This is a genomic window from Ramlibacter sp. PS3R-8, from assembly GCF_037572435.1.
GTDB lineage: Bacteria > Pseudomonadota > Gammaproteobacteria > Burkholderiales > Burkholderiaceae_C > Ramlibacter.
Window position 1 is genome coordinate 200,822 of sequence record NZ_JBBHGT010000004.1, and the last position, 21,050, is coordinate 221,871.

19 protein-coding genes are annotated in these 21,050 nt (G+C 67.5%); 6 read left to right on the top strand and 13 right to left on the bottom strand.

The genetic code is table 11. The features are described from left to right. Nucleotides 1-10: 10 nt before the first annotated feature. From WG902_RS15865 to WG902_RS15890, 6 genes are all read right to left on the bottom strand, one after another. Nucleotides 11-655, bottom strand: a complete 645-nt coding sequence (locus tag WG902_RS15865; protein ID WP_340061105.1) for a sulfite oxidase heme-binding subunit YedZ — start codon at nucleotides 653-655, stop codon at nucleotides 11-13. Nucleotides 656-672: 17 nt separating this feature from the next. Beyond that, nucleotides 673-951: a hypothetical protein gene (locus WG902_RS15870; protein ID WP_340061106.1), complete on the bottom strand. Its 279-nt coding sequence runs from the start codon at nucleotides 949-951 to the stop codon at nucleotides 673-675. Between the two features lie 43 nt (nucleotides 952-994). Continuing rightward, the gene (gene msrP / locus WG902_RS15875; protein WP_340061107.1) at nucleotides 995-1,993 is read right to left on the bottom strand and encodes a protein-methionine-sulfoxide reductase catalytic subunit MsrP; all 999 of its coding nucleotides are present in this window, start codon (nucleotides 1,991-1,993) and stop codon (nucleotides 995-997) included. A 57-nt stretch (nucleotides 1,994-2,050) separates the two neighbouring features. Next, a complete protein-coding gene (ccsB, locus tag WG902_RS15880) occupies nucleotides 2,051-3,379 on the bottom strand; it encodes a c-type cytochrome biogenesis protein CcsB (protein WP_340061108.1) in 1,329 nt (442 codons plus the stop codon). Then, a complete protein-coding gene (locus WG902_RS15885) occupies nucleotides 3,376-5,487 on the bottom strand; it encodes a cytochrome c biogenesis protein ResB (protein WP_340061109.1) in 2,112 nt (703 codons plus the stop codon). The genes ccsB and WG902_RS15885 overlap by 4 nt, the downstream gene beginning before the upstream one ends. Nucleotides 5,488-5,574: 87 nt before the next feature. Continuing rightward, nucleotides 5,575-6,243: a c-type cytochrome gene (locus WG902_RS15890; RefSeq protein WP_340061295.1), complete on the bottom strand. Its 669-nt coding sequence runs from the start codon at nucleotides 6,241-6,243 to the stop codon at nucleotides 5,575-5,577. Between the two features lie 113 nt (nucleotides 6,244-6,356). Between WG902_RS15890 and yihA the strand changes: the two genes are divergently transcribed. Further along, nucleotides 6,357-7,043 carry a ribosome biogenesis GTP-binding protein YihA/YsxC gene (yihA, locus tag WG902_RS15895; RefSeq protein WP_340061110.1) on the top strand — a complete coding sequence of 229 codons (687 nt, stop codon included), beginning with the start codon at nucleotides 6,357-6,359 and terminating at the stop codon, nucleotides 7,041-7,043. After that, complete coding sequence (locus WG902_RS15900) at nucleotides 7,010-7,933, top strand: alpha/beta fold hydrolase (protein WP_445263696.1); 924 nt, start codon at nucleotides 7,010-7,012, stop codon at nucleotides 7,931-7,933. Before yihA ends, WG902_RS15900 begins: the two co-directional genes overlap by 34 nt. Before the next feature lie 108 nt (nucleotides 7,934-8,041). On the opposite strand, the gene WG902_RS15905 is transcribed toward WG902_RS15900, so the two are convergent. Next, nucleotides 8,042-8,908, bottom strand: coding sequence for an LpxL/LpxP family acyltransferase (locus WG902_RS15905; RefSeq protein WP_340061112.1), 867 nt, complete (start codon nucleotides 8,906-8,908; stop codon nucleotides 8,042-8,044). Further along, the gene (locus WG902_RS15910; RefSeq protein ID WP_340061113.1) at nucleotides 8,905-9,729 is read right to left on the bottom strand and encodes a lysophospholipid acyltransferase family protein; all 825 of its coding nucleotides are present in this window, start codon (nucleotides 9,727-9,729) and stop codon (nucleotides 8,905-8,907) included. Before WG902_RS15910 ends, WG902_RS15905 begins: the two co-directional genes overlap by 4 nt. Nucleotides 9,730-9,863: 134 nt before the next feature. Between WG902_RS15910 and metK the strand changes: the two genes are divergently transcribed. After that, nucleotides 9,864-11,045 carry a methionine adenosyltransferase gene (gene metK / locus WG902_RS15915; RefSeq protein ID WP_340061114.1) on the top strand — a complete coding sequence of 394 codons (1,182 nt, stop codon included), beginning with the start codon at nucleotides 9,864-9,866 and terminating at the stop codon, nucleotides 11,043-11,045. A gap of 60 nt (nucleotides 11,046-11,105) precedes the next feature. On the opposite strand, the gene WG902_RS15920 is transcribed toward metK, so the two are convergent. Beyond that, on the bottom strand, nucleotides 11,106-11,942 hold the full coding sequence (locus WG902_RS15920) for a hypothetical protein (protein WP_340061115.1): 837 nt from the start codon (nucleotides 11,940-11,942) through the stop codon (nucleotides 11,106-11,108). Then, nucleotides 11,939-12,418 (bottom strand): hypothetical protein, encoded by a 480-nt coding sequence (locus WG902_RS15925; protein ID WP_340061116.1) that lies wholly within the window; start codon nucleotides 12,416-12,418, stop codon nucleotides 11,939-11,941. The genes WG902_RS15920 and WG902_RS15925 overlap by 4 nt, the downstream gene beginning before the upstream one ends. Nucleotides 12,419-12,664: 246 nt before the next feature. Here WG902_RS15925 and WG902_RS15930 point away from each other — a divergent pair, with 246 nt between their 5' ends. Together WG902_RS15930 and ligD are read left to right on the top strand one after the other, a co-directional pair. Continuing rightward, nucleotides 12,665-13,639, top strand: coding sequence for a ferritin-like domain-containing protein (locus WG902_RS15930; protein ID WP_340061117.1), 975 nt, complete (start codon nucleotides 12,665-12,667; stop codon nucleotides 13,637-13,639). Between the two features lie 78 nt (nucleotides 13,640-13,717). Beyond that, nucleotides 13,718-16,306, top strand: coding sequence for a DNA ligase D (gene ligD, locus WG902_RS15935; RefSeq protein ID WP_340061118.1), 2,589 nt, complete (start codon nucleotides 13,718-13,720; stop codon nucleotides 16,304-16,306). A 128-nt stretch (nucleotides 16,307-16,434) separates the two neighbouring features. Here ligD and WG902_RS15940 read toward each other — a convergent pair whose 3' ends face one another. Beyond that, on the bottom strand, nucleotides 16,435-17,112 hold the full coding sequence (locus tag WG902_RS15940; RefSeq protein WP_340061119.1) for a hypothetical protein: 678 nt from the start codon (nucleotides 17,110-17,112) through the stop codon (nucleotides 16,435-16,437). A gap of 46 nt (nucleotides 17,113-17,158) precedes the next feature. Continuing rightward, nucleotides 17,159-19,003: a glutamine--fructose-6-phosphate transaminase (isomerizing) gene (glmS, locus tag WG902_RS15945; RefSeq protein WP_340061120.1), complete on the bottom strand. Its 1,845-nt coding sequence runs from the start codon at nucleotides 19,001-19,003 to the stop codon at nucleotides 17,159-17,161. Nucleotides 19,004-19,125: 122 nt separating this feature from the next. On the opposite strand from glmS, the gene WG902_RS15950 reads away from it, so the two are divergent. Next, nucleotides 19,126-19,629, top strand: a complete 504-nt coding sequence (locus WG902_RS15950) for an Lrp/AsnC family transcriptional regulator (protein WP_340061121.1) — start codon at nucleotides 19,126-19,128, stop codon at nucleotides 19,627-19,629. Nucleotides 19,630-19,632: 3 nt separating this feature from the next. Here the strand turns inward: WG902_RS15950 and glmU are convergent, their stop codons facing one another. Continuing rightward, a complete protein-coding gene (gene glmU, locus WG902_RS15955; protein WP_340061122.1) occupies nucleotides 19,633-21,036 on the bottom strand; it encodes a bifunctional UDP-N-acetylglucosamine diphosphorylase/glucosamine-1-phosphate N-acetyltransferase GlmU in 1,404 nt (467 codons plus the stop codon). Between the last annotated feature and the right edge of the window lie 14 nt (nucleotides 21,037-21,050).

Here is a 21,050-nt window from a genome sequence, read left to right on the forward strand (position 1 = left end):
TTGCGCCGCCTCACGTACTGCCCGTAGGCCGGGTTCGCGCAGCGACCCCGGCGCGCTTGCGCAACGCCTCCCGCACCCGCCACCCCAGCAACACGGCGAGGATCGCCGCATAAACGGCCACCTCGGCGAAGTTGTTCTTGCCCGCTCGCATCCAGAAGAAGTGCAGGATGCCCAGGCCTGCGATCACATACACCAGCTTGTGAAGCATTTGCCAGCGCTTCGCGCCCATCGCCTTGACCGCGCGGTTGAACGACGTCGCTGCCAGCGGCGTCAGCAGCACGAACGCGGCGAAACCCACCAGGATGAAAGGCCGCTTGGCGATGTCCCTGGCCATGTCCGCAACATCGAACCCCTGGTCGAACCAGGCCCACGCGATGAAGTGAAGCACCACGTAGAAGTACGTGAAGAGGCCCAGCATGCGGCGAAAGCGCTGCAGCGTCGGCAGGTGCGCGATCACGCGGATCGGCGTCACCGCCAGCGTCAGGCACAGGAAGCGCAGCGTCCAGTCACCGGTGGAACGCGAGAGGTACTCGGCCGGATTGGCGCCGAGCCTGTCCGCCAGGGCTCCGTAGAAAAGCCACGCGAACGGCAGCAGCGCGGCGATGAACACCAGCGGCTTGGCGGCGGGGTGCAGCAACGCCTTCGCGAGGACCATCGAGTGGCTGGGAGCGACTACTTCTTCGGCTTGCCGTTCGCCTTGGCAATCATCGATTGCCACTCCGCGAACATCTGGTCCATGTGCTTCACGGCCGCCGCGTACTGCTGGCCGTGGAAGTCGATCATCTTCCCGAACTGCGCCGAGGCGGCTTCGAACGGGTAACCCATGGACTTCATTCCGTCGAGCATGCCCTTCTGCGAGTTCACCATGAGGGTGTACGCATCGTGCTGGGCCTTCGCGGCGGTCTTGGCCTGGGTGAAGAAAGTCTCGGCCAATGCAACGGGGTCAGTCATAGCTTGTCTCCATTTGCTGAGCAGGCATTCTAGGCCGGTGTAGCTAGAAATTCTTCTTCAAGTCCAGGCCGGCATACATCTGCCCGACCTGCGGCTCGTATCCATTGAACATCAGCGTCTTGCGCTTCTTGGCGAACAGGCCGTCCTCGCCGATGCGCCGCTCGGTGGCTTGCGACCAGCGCGGGTGGTCGACCTCCGGGTTGACGTTCGAATAGAACCCGTACTCGTTCGCGGCCGCCTTGTTCCACGCCGTCTTCGGCATCTGCTCGGTGAAGCGGATCTTCACGATGCTCTTGGCGCTCTTGAAGCCGTACTTCCAGGGCACCACCAACCGGACCGGTGCGCCGTTCTGGTTGGGCAGCACTTCGCCATACATGCCGAACGTCAGCAGCGTCAGCGGATGCATCGCTTCGTCCATGCGCAGGCCTTCGGCGTACGGCCAGTCCAGCACGCGCGAGCCCACGAACGGCATGGTGGCCTTGTCGGCCAGCGTGAGGAACTCGACGTACTTCGCGTTGCCGAGCGGCTCGACCTTCTCGACCAGTTTCGACAGGGAGAATCCGACCCAGGGCACCACCATCGACCAGCCCTCGACGCAGCGCAGGCGGTAGATCCGCTCTTCCTGCGCGCCCATCTTCATCAGGTCTTCCAGCGTGTACTTCGCCGGCTTCCTGACCAGGCCCTCGACCTCCACGGTCCAGGGCTTGGTCTTGAGCGTGTGGGCGTTCTGCGCGGGGTCCGACTTGTCCGTGCCGAACTCGTAGAAGTTGTTGTAGGTGCTGGCGTCCTTGTACTCGGTGACCTTTTCCATCGTCACCGCACCAGGAACGGCCGAACGCACCACGGTCAGCGGCGCGAGCTTGCCGGGGCGCTGGACCTGCTGCGCCAGCGCTTCACGCTGGGCCCAGGTGGCCAGCGCCGCGCCGGCGACGCCCGTGGCCATCCACTTCAGCAGTTGCCGCCGGTCCTCGTAGACGGCACGAGGCGTGATCTCGCTGGCGTGGGGGTGCTGGAAGCCATCGCGGTCCGTCCTGATCAACATGGGGTCTCCTGGGTGTCCTGGCGTCAATACGCAAGGCATTCTGCAAAGGATTCAGCTTTACAGCTCGCCGTAGCTGTGAAGCCCTGAAAGGAACATGTTCACCCCCAGGAACGCGAAGGTCGTCACCGCCAGCCCGACCAGCGCCCACCAGGCCGACACGGTGCCGCGCAAGCCCTTCATCAGGCGCATGTGCAGCCACGCCGCGTAATTCAGCCAGACGATCAGCGCCCAGGTTTCCTTGGGGTCCCAGCTCCAGTAGCCGCCCCAGGCCTCGGCCGCCCACAAGGCGCCCAGCACGGTGGCAATGGTGAAGAAGGCGAAACCGACGGCGATGGACTTGTACATCACGTCGTCCAGCACATCCAGCGCCGGCAGCCGCAGCGCGATGTGGCGCCGCGCCACCAGGATGCCGCCGACGATGAAGGCGGACACGCCCAGGTAGGACAGCCAGTAGACACTGCTGCTTTCCACCGATTTGCGGAACACCATCGGCATCACCGTCAGCAGCACGCCCAGCAGCCACAGCGGCGCGAGCCGGTGCCAGCGCGTCTCGGTGGCCTGCTGCTTGACCAGGTAGGCGAAAGCGACCATCGCCGCCAGGGCGAACGTGCCGTAGCCGATGAAGTTGGCCGGCACGTGCAGCTTCATCCACCAGCTCTTGAGGGCGGGCACCAGCGGCTGGATCTCGTGGGCTTCGCGCGCCACCGAATACCAGACCAGGAAGCCGACCGCTGCCGCCACCACCAGCATCACGAAGGCGCCCATCGTGCGCGTTTCGTACTGCTCCTCGAAATACAGGTAGAACGCCGTGGTCATCCAGCAGAACAGCACGAACACTTCGTACAGGTTGCTCACCGGGATGTGGCCCACGTCGGCGCCGATCAGGTAGCTCTCGTACCAGCGCACCATCGTGCCGATCAGCGCCATCGTGACGGCCGCCCAGGCAAGCCTGGAGCCTATCGATTCGAGCGCGGCTGCCTGGCCGCGGCCGAACACGCCGCCCCAGTAGAACAGCGTGCTCATCACGAACAGCACGCTCATCCACAGGATCGCCGACTGGCTGGACAGGAAGTACTTCAGCCAGAACACGCTTTCGCCGCGCGCCAGGTCGCCCTGGTAGGCGCCGATGGCCAGCAGCGAAATCGCTGCAACGCCCACCATCAGCACCCGCAACGGGCGCCAGAACCAGCCCAGCCAGATGGCCGACGGGACCGCCGCGAGCAGGATGCCCTTTTCGTAGCCGTCCATGTACTGGCTGTACCGCGCGAAGGCATACAGGCCGCCCACGATGACCAGGAGGGCGAAGACCCAGTCGAACCAGTTGCGGCGGGCGAGGAAACCCTCGTCGAGCGTGATGGTGGTGGTGGCGGTGGTGGCGGTGTTCATGACTGGTTCCCGAGGAGGCGCTCGCGGAGCTTCTGGAATTCTCGATCCACGTCCATCAGCTTGCGGTTGCTGGACAGGGCCATCCGGGCGTGCGCGCCGTCGCCCGTGGCGCCGAGCCACACCCAGAGGCGGCGCTCGCGCACGTACAGCATCGCAAAAACGCCCAGGATCAGCAAGGCGCACCCCAGATAGACGATGTAGTGACCAGGGGATCGGGTCACCTGGAAGACGCTGGCCTGCACCTGGGTGAAGTCCTTGAGCTCGAAGGCCATCGGCGCAGGGTAGGCGAATGCGTCGCTGAGCGCCAGCACGGCCTGCGTCATGAAGCCCTGCGTGCGTTCGTCGCGCGGCAGCGGCTGCAGGCCGGCGCGCTCGCGGCTCAATTGCGCCAGTTCGAACAGCGTCCCGTTCAGGATGCGCACCAGCACCTCGCCGGCGCGCGGGCGTTCCGCCGCCGGCACGTTGGCCTCGATGAATTCGGACACCGCCAGCAGGCCGCCTTGCGCCTTGCTCCCCGGCACCGCCTCGGCGCCGGCGAACAGGGCCAGCGCGCGGGAGGCCGACAGCGTGAGCTGCCGTGCGAGCTCGGGGCGCGACGGGTCGGTGGCTTCGCGGGCATAGGCCTTCACGGCCTGCTCGCGCAGCGATGCATCCGCCATCGCGCCGCGCAGCCGAAGGAAGCCGTCGAGGGCGCCGTTTTCGTCCGCCGGCACCCGCAGGTAGCGGAAGCCGTCGGCCGGGGTCTCGCGCGCGCCGAGCAGGAACACGGGAGCGCCCTCGCCCAGGTCCACCGGCAGCATGTAGTTGTGGAACTCGCGCGCCTGGCCGGCGGCATCCCGCAGCTTGTAGGTGATGCTGGGCCCGACGTTGCGCAGGTTCTTGTTCCTGACGGTCTTGTTGGCCGCGCCGAGGCGGGCGTCCAGCGAGGCGCGCAGGTCCACCTTGCGAACGTCGGTGGGGCCGCCGGAAGCATCGGCGAGGTTCTCGACGTTGATCACGCGCAAGCCGGTGTACTCCAGCGTCATCTTCTCGGCCGCCTCGGGGCCCTTGGCGAGTTCGGTGGTGCTGCCGATCGTGCCCTTCACCTCGAAGCTCTTGCCGCCGCCGTCCATGGGCATCGCCTTCAGGGTGACGCTGGAGCCGCCGTCGTCGAAGCTGGACTGGTAGATCTCGATGCCGCGGTGCCGCACGGGGTGGTTCACCTCCACGCGCGCCGGGATCTTCTCGCCGGTCTCGGCGTCGTGGATGACGATTTCGCTGGCGAACAGCTTGGGCATGCCCGTCGAGTAGTACTCCACGATGAATTTCTTCAGCTCGATGGAGAACGGCAGGTCCTGCAGCAGCACGCCGTCGGACTGGTTCAGGAGCGCCGTCGAGGACGATGTGCCCTCGGCCACCAGCACGTTGCCGCGGAAGGTGGGGTTGGTGCTGGGCAGGCGGTGCTGCGGCGCCACCTGCGAGATCATTCCGCCGCCGTTGTACGGCACCTTGCCGCCCCACCACATCTGCGCGCGCACCACCAGGTCGCCATCGAGCAGCCCGCCCAGGCAGATCAGCACGATGGCACTGTGGGCGGCCAGGTAACCCACCTTGTTCACGCTGCCGGCCTTGGCCGCGACCATCCAGCCGTCGGTGCGCTGCTGCAGCCGCACCTTCCAGCCGGCCTTCACCAGCGCGTGCCCCATGCGCGTGGCCTGTTCCCCCGGCGTGCCGGGCAGCTGCGCCTCGGCCCGGTGATGGAAAGCCAGCAGGCTGTTCTCGCGGATGTTTTCCTTGTAAGACTTCAGGTCCGCCAGGATCTTGGGCGTGTTGCGGGCGATGCACAGCGACGTGCTGACGACCAGGAAGGCCAGGATCAGCAGGAACCACCAGGCGCTGTACACCGCATTGAGCTTGATCGCCATGAACAGGCCGGCCCAGAAGGGACCGAACTGGTTGATGTAGTTGCCCAGCGGCTCACCCTGCTTGAGCACGGTGCCGATCACGGACGCGATGCAGATCACCGTCAGCAGGGAGATGGCGAACCGCATGGAGGAGACGAGCTCCAGCAGCGCGCGCAGCCTTTGCGGCGCTGGCTGGGGGCGGACGCCGGCGGTGGTGGTGGTCATCGGGCTGGCATGGAAAAAAGGCGGGCGCTCTTCCGAGGCGCCCGCCCGTCTTGGTGTCCGGCAGCGGCGGTTAGTTCAACCGTTGGCTCAGCGCAGGCCGGAAACGTAATCGGAAACCGCGCGGATCTCACGGTCGTTCAACCTGGCCGCGATCTGCGACATCTGCGGGCTGTTCTTGCGTACGCCGTCGCGGAAGGCAACCAGCTGGCTGGCGGTGTAGTCGGCATGCTGGCCGGACAGGCGGGGGTACTGGGCCGGCACGCCGGCGCCGTTGGGGCTGTGGCAGCCGGTGCAGGCCGGCAGCTGGCGGTCCTGCAGGCCGCCGCGGTAGATCTTCTCGCCCAGCGAGACCAGCTCGCGGTCCTTGGCGAATCCGGGCTTGGCCTTCTGCGTGCCCAGGTAGGCGCCGATGTTGACCATGTCCTGATCGGTCAGCTGGGCGGCGAAGCCCTGCATGATGGGGCTCGGGCGCTTGCCGCTCTTGAACTCCTGCAGCTGCTTGACGAGGTAGGCCGGGTGCTGCTGCGACAGGCGCGGGTTGGCCGGCGTGCCGGAGTTGCCGCCGGCGCCGTGGCAGGCCGCGCAAACCGCGGTGTAGCGCGTCTCGCCTGCAACGAGGTCGGGCTTGCCGACGGCGCCGGCCTGCGCGGCAGGGGCAGCGGCGGCAGGCGTGGCGGCTGCCGGGCCGGGCGCGGGCGCGCTGGCAGCTGCCGCAGGCGCGGCCGGCTGCTGGGCGGCGGACAGGAAAGCGGACATCGCCAGCACGGCGGCCAACAGCAGAAAGGCAGGCTTCTTGTTCACTTTTTGGGCAGGTCGTAGGGGCAAAACCCGAGGATTCTACAATGCCGACTCCGCACACCTCCTCTGACATGACCTCATCGCCGGCGCCGCGCGCCCCTGCCCCGCCGCCTGCACCCTCGCCCGCAGCGCAAGCCGTCGCCTGGCTGCACACGGCCCGCTTCCTCACCACTGCCCCGCGCCTGGAATTCCTGCCGACGGTGGGAGTGCCCGAAATCGCCTTCGTGGGCCGCTCCAATGCGGGCAAGTCCACCTGCATCAACACGCTGACGCAGCAAAAGCGCCTGGCGTTCGCTTCCAAGACGCCCGGGCGCACGCAGGCCATCAACCTGTTCTCGCTGGGCAAGCAGGGCGTCACCGACGCGCTGCTGGCGGACCTTCCCGGCTACGGCTACGCCGCGGTGCCGAAGGCGGACAAGATCCGCTGGCAGGAGGTGATGGCCAACTACCTCATGACGCGCGAAAGCCTGAGCGGCGTGGTGATGCTGGTCGATCCGCGCCAGGGCCTGACCGAGCTCGACGAGATCCTGCTGGACGTGATCCGGCCCCGCGTCGTGGAAGGGCTGAAGCTGCTGGTGCTGCTGACCAAGTCGGACAAGCTCAACCGCGAGGAGCAGAACAAGGCGCTGTCGATCGCGCGACTGCAAACCGGCGGCGGAGAGACCAGGCTGTTCTCCGCGCTGAAGAAGCAGGGCGTGGAGGAAGCGTCGCTCCTCCTGTGGCAATGGACCCACCCCGATCCGGAGATCCCCAAGTGAGCATCGAGACCTGGCAGCAAGCGCTTCCGCACGGCATCACCCTCAGTTGCCGCGCCACCGGAAAGCGCGGCCGCCCGGTCCTGATCTTCCTGCACGGCTTTCCGGAAGCCGCGTTCATCTGGGACGAATTGCTGGAGCACTTCGCGAAGGGGGAGAACGGTGGCTACCGCTGCGTCGCCCCCAACCTGCGCGGCTACGAGAACTCCAGCCAGCCGACGGACGTGGCGGCCTACCGGCCCAAGCACCTGGTGCAGGACATCGCGGCGCTGGCGCAGCTCGAAGGCGCGCCGCTGGCCTGCCTGGTGGCGCACGACTGGGGCGGTGCCGTCGCGTGGAACTTCGCCAACCAGCACGCACACCTCACGCAGCGGCTGGCGATCGTCAATTCGCCGCATCCCGGCACCTTCCTGCGCGCACTGCAGACCAGCGCCAGGCAGCAGGAGGCCAGCCAGTACATGAACTTCCTGGCGCGGCCGGATGCGGAGAAGCTGCTGCGCGAGGACGGCTATCGGCGCCTGCTGGCATTCTTCACGCACTGGGGCGAGGCGCCGTGGCTCACCGGCGAGCTCAAGGACCGCTACCGCGCGATCTGGGACCAGAGCCTGACCGGCGGCCTGAACTATTACCGTGCCTCCCCGGTGCGGCCGTCGCGCGAGGGCGACCCCGGCGCCGCGGCCATCACGCTGCCGCGCGAGATGCTGACCGTCGACATTCCGACGCTGGTGCTCTGGGCGATGGAAGACGCGGCGCTGCTGCCGGAGCTGGTGGACGGGCTCGACGAGTACGTTTCGAAGCTCACGCTGGAGAAGGTCCCGGGGGCCAGCCACTGGATCATCCACGAGCGGCCGGCGTTCGTCGCCGGGCGGGTCGGCGCTTTCTTGCGCCAGTGATACCGGGGTTCGGCTGCGCGCTCACCGCCGGCCTACGCAGGCACGTCCAACCGTAGGCCGGCGGTGAGCCGGTAGGCCGGCGGTGAGCGCGCAGCCGAACCCCGGTGATCAATAAACCTTCGCCTCCCCCGGCGGCCGCGTCTTGAATCGCTTGTGCACCCAGTAGTACTGCGACGGCATCTCGTCGATCCAGTCCTGCAGACGCGCGTTCATCAGGGCCGTATCGGCTTCGACGTCGTCGGTCGGAAACCCGGCCCACGCTTCGAGCACCCGCACCTCGTAGCCCGTCGGCGTCAGCCGCGTGATGACCGGCACCACCTTCGCGCGCCCCAGCCGTGCAAACCGGGAAAGCGAAGGAACGGTGGCCGCGGACACGCCATAGAACGGCACGAAGATCGATTCCTCCGGGCCGAAGTTCATGTCGGGCAGCAGGTACATCACGTCACCCGCGCGCAGCGACGCCACCAGCACGCGGACGCCCGCATTGCGGCTCAGCGGCTTGGCGCCACCGAACCGGTGCCGGCCCTTCAGGATCCACTCGTCCACCACCGCATTGCTTTGCGGCGTGTAGATGCCGGTGAAGCGGCGCGGCACCTGCTGCGTCAGGCCGGTGACGCCGGCGTCCAGCCCCACGAAGTGCGGCGCGAACACGATGGTCGGCTCGTCTCCCGCCAGCTCGCGCAGCGCACCCGTCAGCACGATGCGGCGCCGCACGACTTCCGGGTCCGCATGCCAGAGCCACGCGCGGTCGAAGAACGACTGCGCAACATGCACGAACACCTCTTTCCTCACCTGCCGCCGCTGCGCATCGCTCCACTGGGGAAAGCACAGGCGCAGGTTGACGTCGACGACCCGGCGCCGGGACCACACCACCAGGTGCAGGAACAAGCCGAACCCGCGCCCCAGCGTGCGCACCCACGGCAGCGGCAGCCGCGCCAGCAGATGCATGAAGACCACGCCCAGGCGGCTGATCATGCGACGGCCTCGGTGCGCGGCTTCTTGTAGCGCGCATAGCCCCACAGGTACTGCTTGGGGCCGGCGCGGACCAGTTCTTCCATGCGCGCGTTCAATTGCGCCGCCGACTGCTGCGCATCGGCGGTCGACTCGCCGTCCCACGGGTACACATGCACGCAGTAGCCGCGCGCGCCAGGAAGGCGTTCGCCCCAGGCCAGCAGGATCGCCGCGCCGGTCTGCTGCACCAGCCGCGCCGGCAGGGTCATCGTGTAGGCCTCGCGGCCGAAGAAAGGCGCCCACACCCCCAGCCCTTGCGGCGGCACCTGGTCCGGCAACAGGCCCACGGCATCACCCGCCTTCAGCGCGCGCAGCATCTGGCGCACGCCGGCCATCGTGGTTGGCGCCGCGTGGAGGTTGGCGCGATTGCGCGCGGTCTCCACCAGGTCGCGCAGCCACGCCTTGCGCGGCGGCCGGTACAGCACGGTGATCGGGCCGAAGCGCTGCGCATAAGCCTGCGCGGTCACCTCGAAGCAGCCCAGGTGGGGCGTGAGGAAGACGATGCCGCGCCCCTGCGCACGCACGGCCTCGATGGCCTCGGCGCCATGCCACTGCACCTGCGGCGGCGCGCCGAACCACAGCCGCGGCGTTTCGGTGACAAGCTGGCCGGCCTGCGCCACCGCGGCCCGGACCTGCGCGAAACCATAGCCGGCCTGCGCCGCATTGGCCAGGAACCGGCGGCGATACGTGGGCGACAGCAGGAAGGCCAGCCATCCGACGGCGGCGCCGAGCGCATGCAGCAGGGGCAGCGGCCATCCCGAAAGCAGTTGGAAAAGGGATTTCACACCGGTTAGAATGACGACGTCGCCGAGTTATGAACTACTTGCAGGGCGACGGTAAACAACACTGCTAAAGCGTTCGCCCAGGCTCCGGCGGAAGGCAACGCGCCCTTTCACATCAACGCACGGAGTGTATTCAAATGGCGAACGACTTTCTCTTCACGTCCGAATCGGTGTCCGAAGGACACCCGGACAAGCTGGCCGACCAGGTTTCCGACGCAATCCTCGACGCGATCTTCGAGCAGGACCCGCGCAGCCGCGTGGCGGCCGAAACGCTGGCCAACACCGGCCTCGTGGTGCTCGCCGGCGAGATCACGACCAACGCGCACGTCGACTACATCCAGGTGGCGCGCGACACCATCAAGCGCATCGGCTACGACAACACCGAATACGGCATCGACTACAAGGGCTGCGCGGTGCTGGTCGCCTACGACAAGCAGTCCAACGACATCGCCCAGGGCGTGGACCACGCCTCCGACGACCACCTGAACACCGGCGCCGGCGACCAGGGCCTGATGTTCGGCTATGCCTGCGACGAGACGCCGGTGCTGATGCCCGCGCCGATCTATTACGCGCACCGCCTCGTCGAGCGCCAGGCGCAAAAGCGCAAGGACGGCAGCCTGCCCTTCCTGCGGCCCGACGCCAAGAGCCAGGTCACGATGCGTTATGTCGACGGCAAGCCGCACAGCATCGACACCGTGGTGCTCTCCAGCCAGCACAGCCCCGAGCAGAGCGACGGCAGCAAGATGAAGGCCTCCTTCATCGAGGCGGTGATCGAGGAGATCATCAAGCCCGTGCTGCCCAAGGAGTGGCTGAAGGAGACGCGCTACCTGATCAACCCCACCGGCCGCTTCGTCATCGGCGGCCCGCAGGGCGACTGCGGCCTCACCGGCCGCAAGATCATCGTCGACACCTACGGCGGCGCCTGCCCCCACGGCGGCGGTGCGTTCTCCGGCAAGGACCCGTCCAAGGTCGACCGCTCCGCCGCCTACGCGGCGCGCTACGTCGCCAAGAACATCGTGGCCGCGGGCATCGCGCGCCAGTGCCAGATCCAGGTGGCGTACGCCATCGGCGTCGCCCGCCCCATGAACGTGACGGTGTACACCGAAGGCACCGGCGTGATTTCCGACGAGAAGATCGCCGCGCTGGTGAACGAGCACTTCGACCTGCGTCCGAAGGGCATCATCCAGATGCTGGACCTGATGCGCCCGATCTACACCAAGACGGCAGCGTATGGCCACTTCGGCCGCGAGGAGCCGGAGTTCACGTGGGAGCGCACGGACAAGGCTGCCGCGCTGCGTGCAGCGGCCGGCCTCAAGTGAGGCACGCAACCGCGTAGCGGTTCGGAACATGACAAGGGGCGCTCTGCGCCCCTTTCTTCTTCAGTTCGCCGACGCCGTCTGCTGCCGGTCGTACTCCAGCCGCTTCATGGCCAGGTAGGTGTGCCGGTCCATCTCGCGCAATTGCCTCGGGTAGCGTTCGGTGGCGTTGAACCACTCGAGCGCGCGCTTCTCGACGCGCTGGGCGACGGGCAAGTGCAGCGTGTCCAGGTAGGCATCGATGGCGAGGTAGTAGCGCATGGCGTTGCGCTCCACCGCGCCGCGCACGCCGTTGGTGGTGAAGCCCACCTTGCTCGCCCCGGCCGTGGCCAGGTAAGCCTGCATCGCGAAGCGGCCGCTGCCGCTGAAGCCATAGGCGTAACGCATGTGCATGAAAGTCTTGCCGCCCTCCAGCGGCACTGCCTCGGCCACGATGACGTAGTCGCGGGTGCCGAACGGTCCTTGTGCTGCCGTCAGGCGCGATTCGAAATAGTCGGCGGTCGCTGCCGCGTTCTGGAACGAGAAGTCGATCCGGTAGGCTTGCTCCACCGGTTGATCCGGCTTGCGGCCGATGCGCATCGCCAGCCGGGAGCCGTTCGCATGGCATGCCTTGGTGTTGAAAGGCAGCAGCATGATGGCGCACCACGCATCCGGGTCCTGCAGCGCGTCCTTGACTTTCTCGAACGGATGGTCGAGCACCGCGTACACGTCACCCTGCAATGAGTTGCTGCCCTCCTTGGAGTCGATGACCAGCGGGCGGCCGTAGGAATTGCTGCGCAGCTGGTCCTTCAGGTCGACGTGGCGTCCACGCAATTCACCGGCATCGGCATGCGCGGCCAGGGATGCGCAGGACAGCAGGCAGGCAGCGCCGATGCTCTTCCACCAGCGGAGGTTGTTCATGTTGCGTGCTTTCCGTCGGCATCGGCTTCGGCCATGGCAGATGCCTCGGTGGTTGCGGTGCCCACGTCCGACTCTTCTTCCAGGAAAGCCTGCACGTCGAGCTGGATGCCCCCCATGAACAACGAATGCGGCGCCACCTCGTACAGGTAGCTGCCGCGCGGACTGAGCACCAGGCGCATGCGCAGCCGCGGATCGGTGACGCCTTCCCACGCGCGGATGAGCCTGGTGCGCACCAGGTTGTCCGGGCACTGCAGCGACTTGAGCTTGTGGAAGTTGGTCGAAAGGGACACCGCGTCCAGGTACCACGACGATTGCTTGTTGCGCGCCAGCAGGTTCGCGGAGAGATCGACTTCCAGCGTGAGCCGGTTGCCATCGGCTTCCAGGGACAGGTTGCGGCCCAGCAGGCCGCCGTTCGCCTCACCGTACTTGTATGTGAGGTGGAGATGGGATGGAGTCTTGCGAAGCGAATATTTCATGGTTTTGCCCCGTGCAGACAGGTTGCTTCACACACAACGCCCGAGTTGTAGGACGCTGCTGCGACCGGCTGTGCGCGGCCGCAGCCAGGACCCATCGCCAACTGCCCGCCCGACACGTCCTACAAGCGCTGTGGGCTTTTGGCGCACGGCCAGGCTCGGCCATCGGCCCAAGATGGGGAAGAGGACTTTCTTTCACCCCACACAAGGAGCAAGCAAATGGCTGCTGAAGAACGAGAAGAGCGAGACATGAACCGCGACCCCATCACCGATGAGCCCGGTGCGCACCCGGTCGGCACCGGCATCGGCGCTGCCGGCGGAGCGATGGCTGGCGCGGCCGCAGGCGCCATCGCCGGTCCGATTGGTGCTGCCGTCGGCGGCGTGGTCGGCGCGGTCGTGGGTGGCCTCGCGGGCAAGGCCGCGGGCGAAGCCGTGAACCCCACGGCCGAAGAGGCCTTCTGGAAGGACAACTACACGAAGGAGCCGTACGTCGAGTCCGGCCGAAGCTTCGACGACTACGGTCCGGCCTACCGCCTGGGCGTGTCGGGCCGCGAACGCTCGCAGGATCCCTGGACCAGCGTCGAACCCAGGCTGGCTTCCGAATGGGAACGCAGCCGCGGCAGTTCGTCCCTGGACTGGGATCGCGCCAGGCCTGCTTCGCAGGCCGCATGGCAACGCGCCGACAGCCAGTACCGCGGCTCCGGCAGCGGCACCGCCGCAACGGGCGCTGCGGGTGCCGTCGGCGCGATGCAGACGGCCGGCAACAACGACGGCGACAGGGATGACGCGGTCGACGTGCTGAAGGACCTGGTCGAGTGCTGCAAGGACGGCGAATACGGCTTCCGCGAATGCGCCGAGCAGGCCAAGCGCCAGGACCTGAAGTCGATGTTCCTGCAACGCGCCGACGACTGCCGCCGGGCCGCACAGGAGCTCAACGACTGCATCCGCAAGAATGGCGGCAGCACCGAGGACGGCGGCAGCGCGATGGGCGCCATGCACCGCGGCTGGGTGTCGATCAAGTCCAAGCTGACCAGCTACGACGACAAGGCGGTGCTGGAGGAGTGCGAGCGCGGCGAAGACAACGCCAAGGCCCGCTACACCAAGGCGCTGCAGAAGAACCTGCCGGCCGACATGCGCCAGATCGTGGAGCGCCAGCTGCAGGGTGTGCAGCGCAACCATGACCAGGTGAAGATGCTGCGCGACCAGTTCCGCGCGGCCTCCTGAAGTCGGGCGTTGGGCGTACAGGGCTGAGCGTGGATTCGTCTTACGCTCGGGGCCCGACTCCCAACGCTCCACCCTGAAATGGCAGACAAAAGCGCACTCCAGAAATACCGGGACAAGCGCAACTTCGACGCCACGCCGGAACCGGCGGAAGGCGGCGAAGCGAATGAAGGCGCCCGCAGCTTCGTCGTCCAGAAGCACTGGGCTTCCCGGCTGCACTACGACTTCCGCCTGGAGCTGGAAGGCACGATGAAAAGCTGGGCCGTGCCGAAGGGCCCGAGCTACGACCCCGGCGACAAGCGCATGGCGATGCCCACCGAGGACCATCCCATCGCGTACAACCGATTTGAAGGCACCATCCCCGCCGGCAACTACGGCGCGGGAAAGGTGATCATCTGGGACAAGGGCACCTGGATCCCGCTGGAAGACCCGCACAAGGGTTACCGTGACGGCAAGCTCAAGTTCGAACTGCGCGGACACAAGCTGCACGGGCACTGGACCCTGGTGCGCATGAAGGGCCGCGGCAATGGCCGCGAGGATCCCTGGTTGCTGATCAAGGAACGCGACGCGTTCGCCCGGCCGATCGCCGAGTTCAGCCTGGTCGACGAGATGCCGGACAGCGTGCAGAAGATGGCGGACCGTCCCGAAGCGGTCGCCGCACCGGGCGCCGCCAGTGCTGCACCCTCCACTGCCACCGCGCCGACCGCATCGTCCGGACCGCCAGCGGGCGCGCGCAAGGCCGCACTGCCCGCGTCGCTGCAACCGGAGCTGGCGGTGCTGGTCGACGAGCCGCCGAAAGACCCGGAAGAATGGATCTTCGAGATCAAGTTCGACGGCTACCGCATGCTTGCGCGCGTGGAAGCCGGCGAGATCCAGCTCATCTCGCGCAACGGCAATGACTGGTCGTCGCGGCTGCCCGGGCTGTTGACCGCGCTGCGCACCATGGAGCTGCCCGACGGCTGGTACGACGGCGAGATCATCATGCCGGGCGAGGACGTGCCGGCCGACTTCCAGGCGCTGCAGGGCGCCTTCGACAGCAAGCGCACCGAACAGATCGTCTTCTACCTGTTCGACGTGCCGTACTGCGCGGGCCATGACCTGCGCGACGTGCCCCTGCTGCAGCGCCGCGAAGTGCTGCAGCGCATCGTCGAACGCAAGCCGCACCCGAACGTGCGCTTCAGTGAGGTGTTCGACGTGCCGCCCCGGCAGATGCTCGACTCCGCCTGCCGCCTCGGGCTGGAAGGCGTGATCGCCAAGCGCCGCGACTCGGCCTACGTCTGTCGTCGCTCCAGCGACTGGATCAAGCTCAAGTGCAAGCTGCGGCAGGAGTTCGTCATCGGCGGCTGGACCGACCCCAAAGGCTCGCGCACCGGCATCGGCTCGCTGCTGCTGGGCGTGCACGACGACGACGGGAAGCTGCGCTACGCGGGCAACGTGGGCACCGGGTTCAATGACAAGACGCTGGCGGAAGTGCGGCGCCAGCTGGATGCACTCCAGGCGCAGCGCAGTCCCTTCGGCAGCGGCACGGGGCTGCCGCGCGCCGCGCACTGGGTGCAGCCGCAGCTGGTGTGCGAGGTGTCTTTCGGCGAGTGGACGCGCGACGGCAAGGTCCGCCATTCCGTCTTCCACGGCCTGCGCACCGACAAGCCTGCCGACGCGATCTCGCGGGAGCCGACGGTGCACGAACCGCCGGCGGATGCGGTCGCAGCCAAGCCCCGCAAGGCGGCGAAGACGACCACTTCAGCACCCGCTCCAGCGCCTGGGGGCGCGCCGGCTGCAGCCACGCTGCCGCCCACGCTGCGCATCAGCAACCCGGACCGCGTCATCGATCCGCAAAGCGGCGCCACCAAGATCGACCTGGTGCGCTACTACGCGCTGGTCGCGCCGCTGATGATGGAGCACCTCAAGGGCCGGCCGATCGCGATGGTGCGGGCCCCCGACGGCGTGGAGGGACAGCTGTTCTTCCAGAAGCACCTGGACCGCTACAAGATGGAAGGGGTCGCGCAGCTCGATCCGGCGATCTTTCCCGGCCACCCCGCGATGCTGGAGATCGTCAACGAGCGCGGGCTGCTGTCGGCCGCGCAGATGAACGTGATCGAGATCCACACCTGGAACGGCGTGAAGAGCGCGATCGACAAGCCGGATCGCATGACCTTCGACATCGACCCGGGCGAAGGCGTGAGCTGGGCCCAGATCCAGGAAGCGGCGACGCTGGTGCGCACGATGCTGCAGGAGCTGGACCTGCCGTGCTTCCTGAAAACCAGCGGCGGCAAGGGCCTGCACCTGGTGGTGCCCCTGAAGAAGCAACTGGACTGGGACACGGTCAAGTCGTTCTCGCAAGCCGTGGTGCAGCACCTGTCGCGCACGCTGCCGGACCGCTTCGTGGCCAAGAGCGGCGCGACCAACCGCGTCGGCCGCATCTTCATCGACTACCTGCGCAACGGTTACGGCGCCACGACCGCATGCGCGTGGTCGGCCCGGGCGCGTCCGGGCCTGGGCATTTCGGTGCCGGTCGGATGGGACGAACTGGGCGCGCTGAAAAGCGGGGCGCACTGGACCGTCGGCACGGTGCACCGTCGCCTGGACCAGGGCAATGCGCCGTGGGCGGATTACGAGCGCAGCCGCGTCGCGTTGGGCGCGGCGATGAAGAAGCTGGGTTTCTCTTCGTAGGCTGGGGTGACGCAGGAACCCCAGCGGAGCGCGCGTTCGGCTACGCCCAGCCCCGTAGGCCGGGGTGACGTCAGGAACCCCGGTGACTGCGCGCCATACCGGGGTTCGGCGCCGCGCTCACCGCCGGCCTACGCCCACGGCAGCCGCAGCCGCACCGCCTGCGTGCCATTCGTCTCGACACCGATCCCATCCGCCACCGCGAGCGCATGCAGGTCGACCCAGGCCAGCTTGCGGTAGTTCGCCTCGCTGCCGAACGTGTGCTCGCCGGGGGTGGGCTGGAATTCGATGGTCAGCTGCGCGCCGCCGTCGCCGGCGTCCCCGGTGATCACCAGGTCCGCGGGCGCGGGCAGGTGGTCCGTGCAATGGATCAACGCGGCGGTCAGCAGCGTACGCGCGCCGGACCGGCGGATGGCGCCCGGCAGCGAAGAGACCTGGTTGCGCAGCGCATATCCGCGAAAACTCAGGCTGGTGGCCAGCAATCCCGCGCACTCGCGCACCACGTCGTCCACGGTCGCGGTCGCGGTGTCGTCCGGCGCCAGCCAGCCGACCACGTCCAGGCAAGACGCCAGGGCGGCCCTGGCGAAGCCGTTGATCTTGCCCGCGCTGTCCTGCACGTGCGCCAGGTCGGGTGTGGGGGCGCGCAGGCGCCGCTCCATCACCTCGTAGATCATGCCGATCGGCTGCAGGTTGACCACCAGGTGGTGGCGCATGGAAGGCGCCAGCCGCCGGATAAGCGCGTAGCGGGCGGCCTCGGCCTGGGGCGACGGCAGAGCGGAACTGCCGGAAGGGACGGGGGATGAAGCCATGCGGCGAGGGTAGGGGAAGCGGCAGGACGCTGTCAAACGCGCCCTGTCACTCCACCGTCACGCTCTTGGCCAGGTTCCTGGGCTTGTCCACGTCCGTCCCCCGCGCGATGGCCGTGTGGTATGCCAGCAGCTGCAGCGGCACCACGTGCAGCAGGGGGCTGAGCGCTCCATAGTGTTCCGGCATCCGGATCACGTGCACGCCTTCGCTGCTCTCGATGCGGCTGTCCGCATCGGCCAGCACGTACAGGACGCCGCCGCGGGCGCGCACTTCCTGCATGTTGCTCTTCAACTTTTCCAGCAGCGCGTCGTTGGGCGCCACCGTGACCACCGGCATCTCGCTGGTCACGAGCGCCAGCGGTCCGTGCTTCAGCTCGCCCGCGGCATACGCTTCGGCGTGGATGTAGGTGATCTCCTTGAGCTTGAGCGCGCCTTCGAGGGCGATCGGGTAGTGCAAGCCCCGGCCCAGGAACAGCGCATGCTCCTTGTCCGCGAAGTCCTCGGCCCAGCTGATGACCTGCGGCTCCAGCGCCAGCACCGCCGACAGCGCGGAAGGCAGGTGGCGCATCGCCTTCATGTGCGCGGACTCCTCTTCGTCCGTCAGGTGGCCGCGCAGCTGCGCGAGCGTCAGCGTCAGCAGGAACAAGCCGGCGAGCTGGGTGGTGAAGGCCTTGGTGGAGGCCACGCCGATCTCCACGCCGGCGCGGGTGATGTAGGCCAGCTTGCATTCGCGCACCATCGCAGAGGTGGACACGTTGCAGATGGTCAGGGTGTGTTCCATGCCCAGACCGCGCGCATGCTTCAGCGCTGCCAGCGTGTCGGCCGTTTCGCCCGACTGGCTGATGGTGACGATCAGAGTGCGCGGGTTCGGCACGCTCTCGCGGTAGCGATATTCGCTGGCGATCTCCACCTGCGTCGGGATCTTCGCGATCGACTCCAGCCAGTACTTGGCCGTGCAGCCGCTGTAGTAGCTGGTGCCGCAGGCCAGGATCAGAACGTTGTCGACCTGCTTGAAGACGGACAGCGCGTTGTCGCCGAACAGCTCCGGCATGATGTTGATGACGCCCTCGAGCGTGTCGCCAATGGCGCGCGGCTGCTCGAAGATCTCCTTCTGCATGTAGTGCCGGTACGGGCCCAGCTCCGCCGCGCCGCTGTGCGCCTGCACCGTCTTCACCGCGCGGGTCGCGGGCTTGTGGTTGCGGTCGACGATCCAGTAGCGCCCCAGCTGCAGGTCGACGATGTCGCCCTCTTCCAGGTACACGATCTGGTCCGTCACGCCGGCCAGCGCCATGGCGTCGCTGGCGAGGAAGTTCTCGTCCTTGCCCACGCCCAGCACCAGCGGCGAGCCGGCGCGCGCGCCGACCACGCGGTGCGGCTCGTCCTTGCAGAACACCGCGATGGCATAAGCCCCGTGCAGTTGGCCCAGCGCAGACTTGACGGCTTCGAACAGGTCGCCCTCGTACAGGCTGTCCACCAGGTGCGCGATCACCTCGGTGTCGGTCTGGCTGTTGAACTTGTAGCCCCGGGCCTGCAGCGCGGCGCGCAGCTCGTCGTGGTTCTCGATGATGCCGTTGTGCACCAGCGCGATCTTCCCGGGGGCCGACGCGGCTGCCTCGCCCGGGCCGTGACTGAAGTGGGGATGGGCGTTGTGGACGGCGGGTGCGCCGTGCGTTGCCCAGCGGGTGTGGGCAATGCCGGTGCCGCCGGCGATGCGTTCGGTGGCCACCTGTTCAGCGAGCTCCGCGACCCGCGCCGTGCTGCGCGCGCGCTTCAGGCCGTCGGCGTAGACCGCGACGCCGCAGGAGTCATAGCCGCGGTATTCCAGTCGCTGCAGGCCCTGGACGAGGATGGGAACGATATCGCGGGTGGAAACCGCGCCGACGATGCCGCACATGGCTGCCCTTTCAAGCTGAGATGCAGCGACTTTAGGCGTGGCGTCGTGCAATATGGATGCTAAATTCCATCTAATTTGAAACTTACAACCATTGAGAAACAGATCCGCAATAAAATTCCGAAATGCCTGATAAAGAGAAATCATCGGACATCGATCAAGCGGACTTGGCCATCCTGGCCCAGCTTCAGGACGACAGCTCGCTGAGCAACCTGGACTTGGCGAGGAAGGTGCACATTTCACCCGCCACCTGCCTGCGCCGGGTCAAGCGCCTCTGGGACGCCGGCCTGATCGAAGGCGAGGTGGCGTTGCTCAGTCGCGAGCGCCTGGCCGCCACGCTGGGGCACGGTCTCGAAGCGGTGGTGGAGGTGTCGCTGGACCGGCAAGGCAGCGAGGAGCAGGAAACTTTCGAGGCGCGGGTCGTGGCCGACGACGCCGTGCAGCAGTGCTACCGCGTCTCGCCGGGTCCGGACTTCATCCTGGTGGTCTATGCGCGCGACATGCCCGACTACCTGGCGCTGGCGCAGCGCCTGTTCACGAGCGACGCCAACGTGCGCAACGTCAAGGCCTTCTTCTCGGTGCGCCGCGCCAAGTTCCGCCCGCGCATCGCGCTGCCGCGCACGCGGTAGCTGCTATTTCTTCGCCGGCTTCTTCGGCCGTTCCCAGCCCTCCAGGCTCACCTGCCGCGCCCGCGCGACGGTCAGCTTGCCGGCCTCGGTGTTCCGGTTGATGACCGAGCCCGCGCCTATCGTGCCGCCCTGCTTCACCGTCACGGGTGCGACCAGCACGCAATTGCTGCCGACGTGCACGTCAGCCTCGATCACGGTGCGGTTCTTGTTGGCGCCGTCGTAGTTGGCCGTGATGCTGCCGGCGCCGTAGTTCACGCGCTCGCCCACGGTGGCGTCGCCGAGGTATGCCAGGTGGTTGGCCTTGGCGCCGCGCGCCATCGTCGAGTTCTTCACCTCGACGAAGTTGCCGATGTGCACCTCGGCCCCCAGTTGCGCGCCGGGGCGCAGGCGAGCGAACGGACCGACCAGCGCCCCCTCGCCGACTTCGACGCCGGACGTCTCGCCGTCGATGTGGGTGAAGGCGTGGATCACGGCGCCGGCCGCGATGCGGGCGTTGGCGATGACGCAGTTCGGCCCGATGCGCACGTTGTCGCCCAGGCTCACCTGGCCCGCGAACACGCAGTTGACGTCGATCTCCACGTCCTGCCCGCAAGCGAGCGTGCCGCGCAGGTCGAAGCGGGCGGGGTCCGCCAGCCGCACGCCCTGCTCCATCAGCGCGTTGGCCTGCCGGCGCTGGAACGCGCGTTCCAGGTCCGCCAGTTGCACCGGGCTGTTGACGCCATCCACCTCCACCTGCTCGGATGCCGGGGCGGCGACGACCTCGACGCCATCCGCGGCGGCGAGCTTGACGATGTCGGTCAGGTAGTACTCACCTTGCGCGTTGTCGTTGGTCAGGCGCGCCAGCCACTTCTTCAGTTGGGCGGAAGGAACGGCCATGAAACCGGTGTAGACCTCGCGGAGGGCGCGTTGCGCAGGGCTCGCGTCCTTGTGCTCGACGATCGCCTTCACTGCGTCGCCCGAGCGAACGATCCGGCCGTAGCCCGTGGGGTCGGCCATCTCCACCGTCAGCAGCGCGAGGCGGCTGCCGCCGCAGCGGTCCACCAGGACCTGCAGTGTTTCCGGGCGGACCAGCGGCACGTCGCCGTTCAGGATGAGGGCGATGCCGTCGTCCGGCAGGACCGGCACGACCTGCTGCACGGCATGGCCGGTGCCCAATTGCGGCTCCTGGCGCACGAAGTCCGGCACGCGCTGGCCGGCCGCCGAGGCCGCATGGGCCACCCAGCTTTCCACATCTGCGGCACCATGGCCGGTAATGACGATGGTTCGCCGCGCTTTCAGGGCTTGCGCCGTGTCGATGACGTGCTGGATCAGGGGCCGCCCGCCCAGCCGATGCAACACCTTGGGCGTGCGGCTCTTCATCCGCGTTCCCTTGCCGGCCGCCATCACGACCACGTCCACTGCGTTCATTCGCTACCCTTCCA

What these genes read in the sequence shown, in the direction of transcription:
- WG902_RS15900 (WP_445263696.1), top strand. Translation starts at nt 7,010, where the DNA reads ATGGACCCACCCCGATCCGGAGATCCCCAAGTGAGCATCGAGACCTGG.
- WG902_RS15950 (WP_340061121.1), top strand. Translation starts at nt 19,126, where the DNA reads ATGCCTGATAAAGAGAAATCATCGGACATCGATCAAGCGGACTTGGCC.
- ligD (WP_340061118.1), top strand. Translation starts at nt 13,718, where the DNA reads ATGGCAGACAAAAGCGCACTCCAGAAATACCGGGACAAGCGCAACTTC.
- WG902_RS15905 (WP_340061112.1), bottom strand. Translation starts at nt 8,908, where the DNA reads ATGATCAGCCGCCTGGGCGTGGTCTTCATGCATCTGCTGGCGCGGCTG.
- WG902_RS15930 (WP_340061117.1), top strand. Translation starts at nt 12,665, where the DNA reads ATGAACCGCGACCCCATCACCGATGAGCCCGGTGCGCACCCGGTCGGC.
- glmU (WP_340061122.1), bottom strand. Translation starts at nt 21,036, where the DNA reads ATGAACGCAGTGGACGTGGTCGTGATGGCGGCCGGCAAGGGAACGCGG.
- glmS (WP_340061120.1), bottom strand. Translation starts at nt 19,003, where the DNA reads ATGTGCGGCATCGTCGGCGCGGTTTCCACCCGCGATATCGTTCCCATC.
- WG902_RS15920 (WP_340061115.1), bottom strand. Translation starts at nt 11,942, where the DNA reads ATGAACAACCTCCGCTGGTGGAAGAGCATCGGCGCTGCCTGCCTGCTG.
- msrP (WP_340061107.1), bottom strand. Translation starts at nt 1,993, where the DNA reads ATGTTGATCAGGACGGACCGCGATGGCTTCCAGCACCCCCACGCCAGC.
- WG902_RS15865 (WP_340061105.1), bottom strand. Translation starts at nt 655, where the DNA reads ATGGTCCTCGCGAAGGCGTTGCTGCACCCCGCCGCCAAGCCGCTGGTG.
- WG902_RS15885 (WP_340061109.1), bottom strand. Translation starts at nt 5,487, where the DNA reads ATGACCACCACCACCGCCGGCGTCCGCCCCCAGCCAGCGCCGCAAAGG.
- WG902_RS15890 (WP_340061295.1), bottom strand. Translation starts at nt 6,243, where the DNA reads ATGTCCGCTTTCCTGTCCGCCGCCCAGCAGCCGGCCGCGCCTGCGGCA.
- WG902_RS15870 (WP_340061106.1), bottom strand. Translation starts at nt 951, where the DNA reads ATGACTGACCCCGTTGCATTGGCCGAGACTTTCTTCACCCAGGCCAAG.
- metK (WP_340061114.1), top strand. Translation starts at nt 9,864, where the DNA reads ATGGCGAACGACTTTCTCTTCACGTCCGAATCGGTGTCCGAAGGACAC.
- yihA (WP_340061110.1), top strand. Translation starts at nt 6,357, where the DNA reads ATGACCTCATCGCCGGCGCCGCGCGCCCCTGCCCCGCCGCCTGCACCC.
- WG902_RS15940 (WP_340061119.1), bottom strand. Translation starts at nt 17,112, where the DNA reads ATGGCTTCATCCCCCGTCCCTTCCGGCAGTTCCGCTCTGCCGTCGCCC.
- ccsB (WP_340061108.1), bottom strand. Translation starts at nt 3,379, where the DNA reads ATGAACACCGCCACCACCGCCACCACCACCATCACGCTCGACGAGGGT.
- WG902_RS15925 (WP_340061116.1), bottom strand. Translation starts at nt 12,418, where the DNA reads ATGAAATATTCGCTTCGCAAGACTCCATCCCATCTCCACCTCACATAC.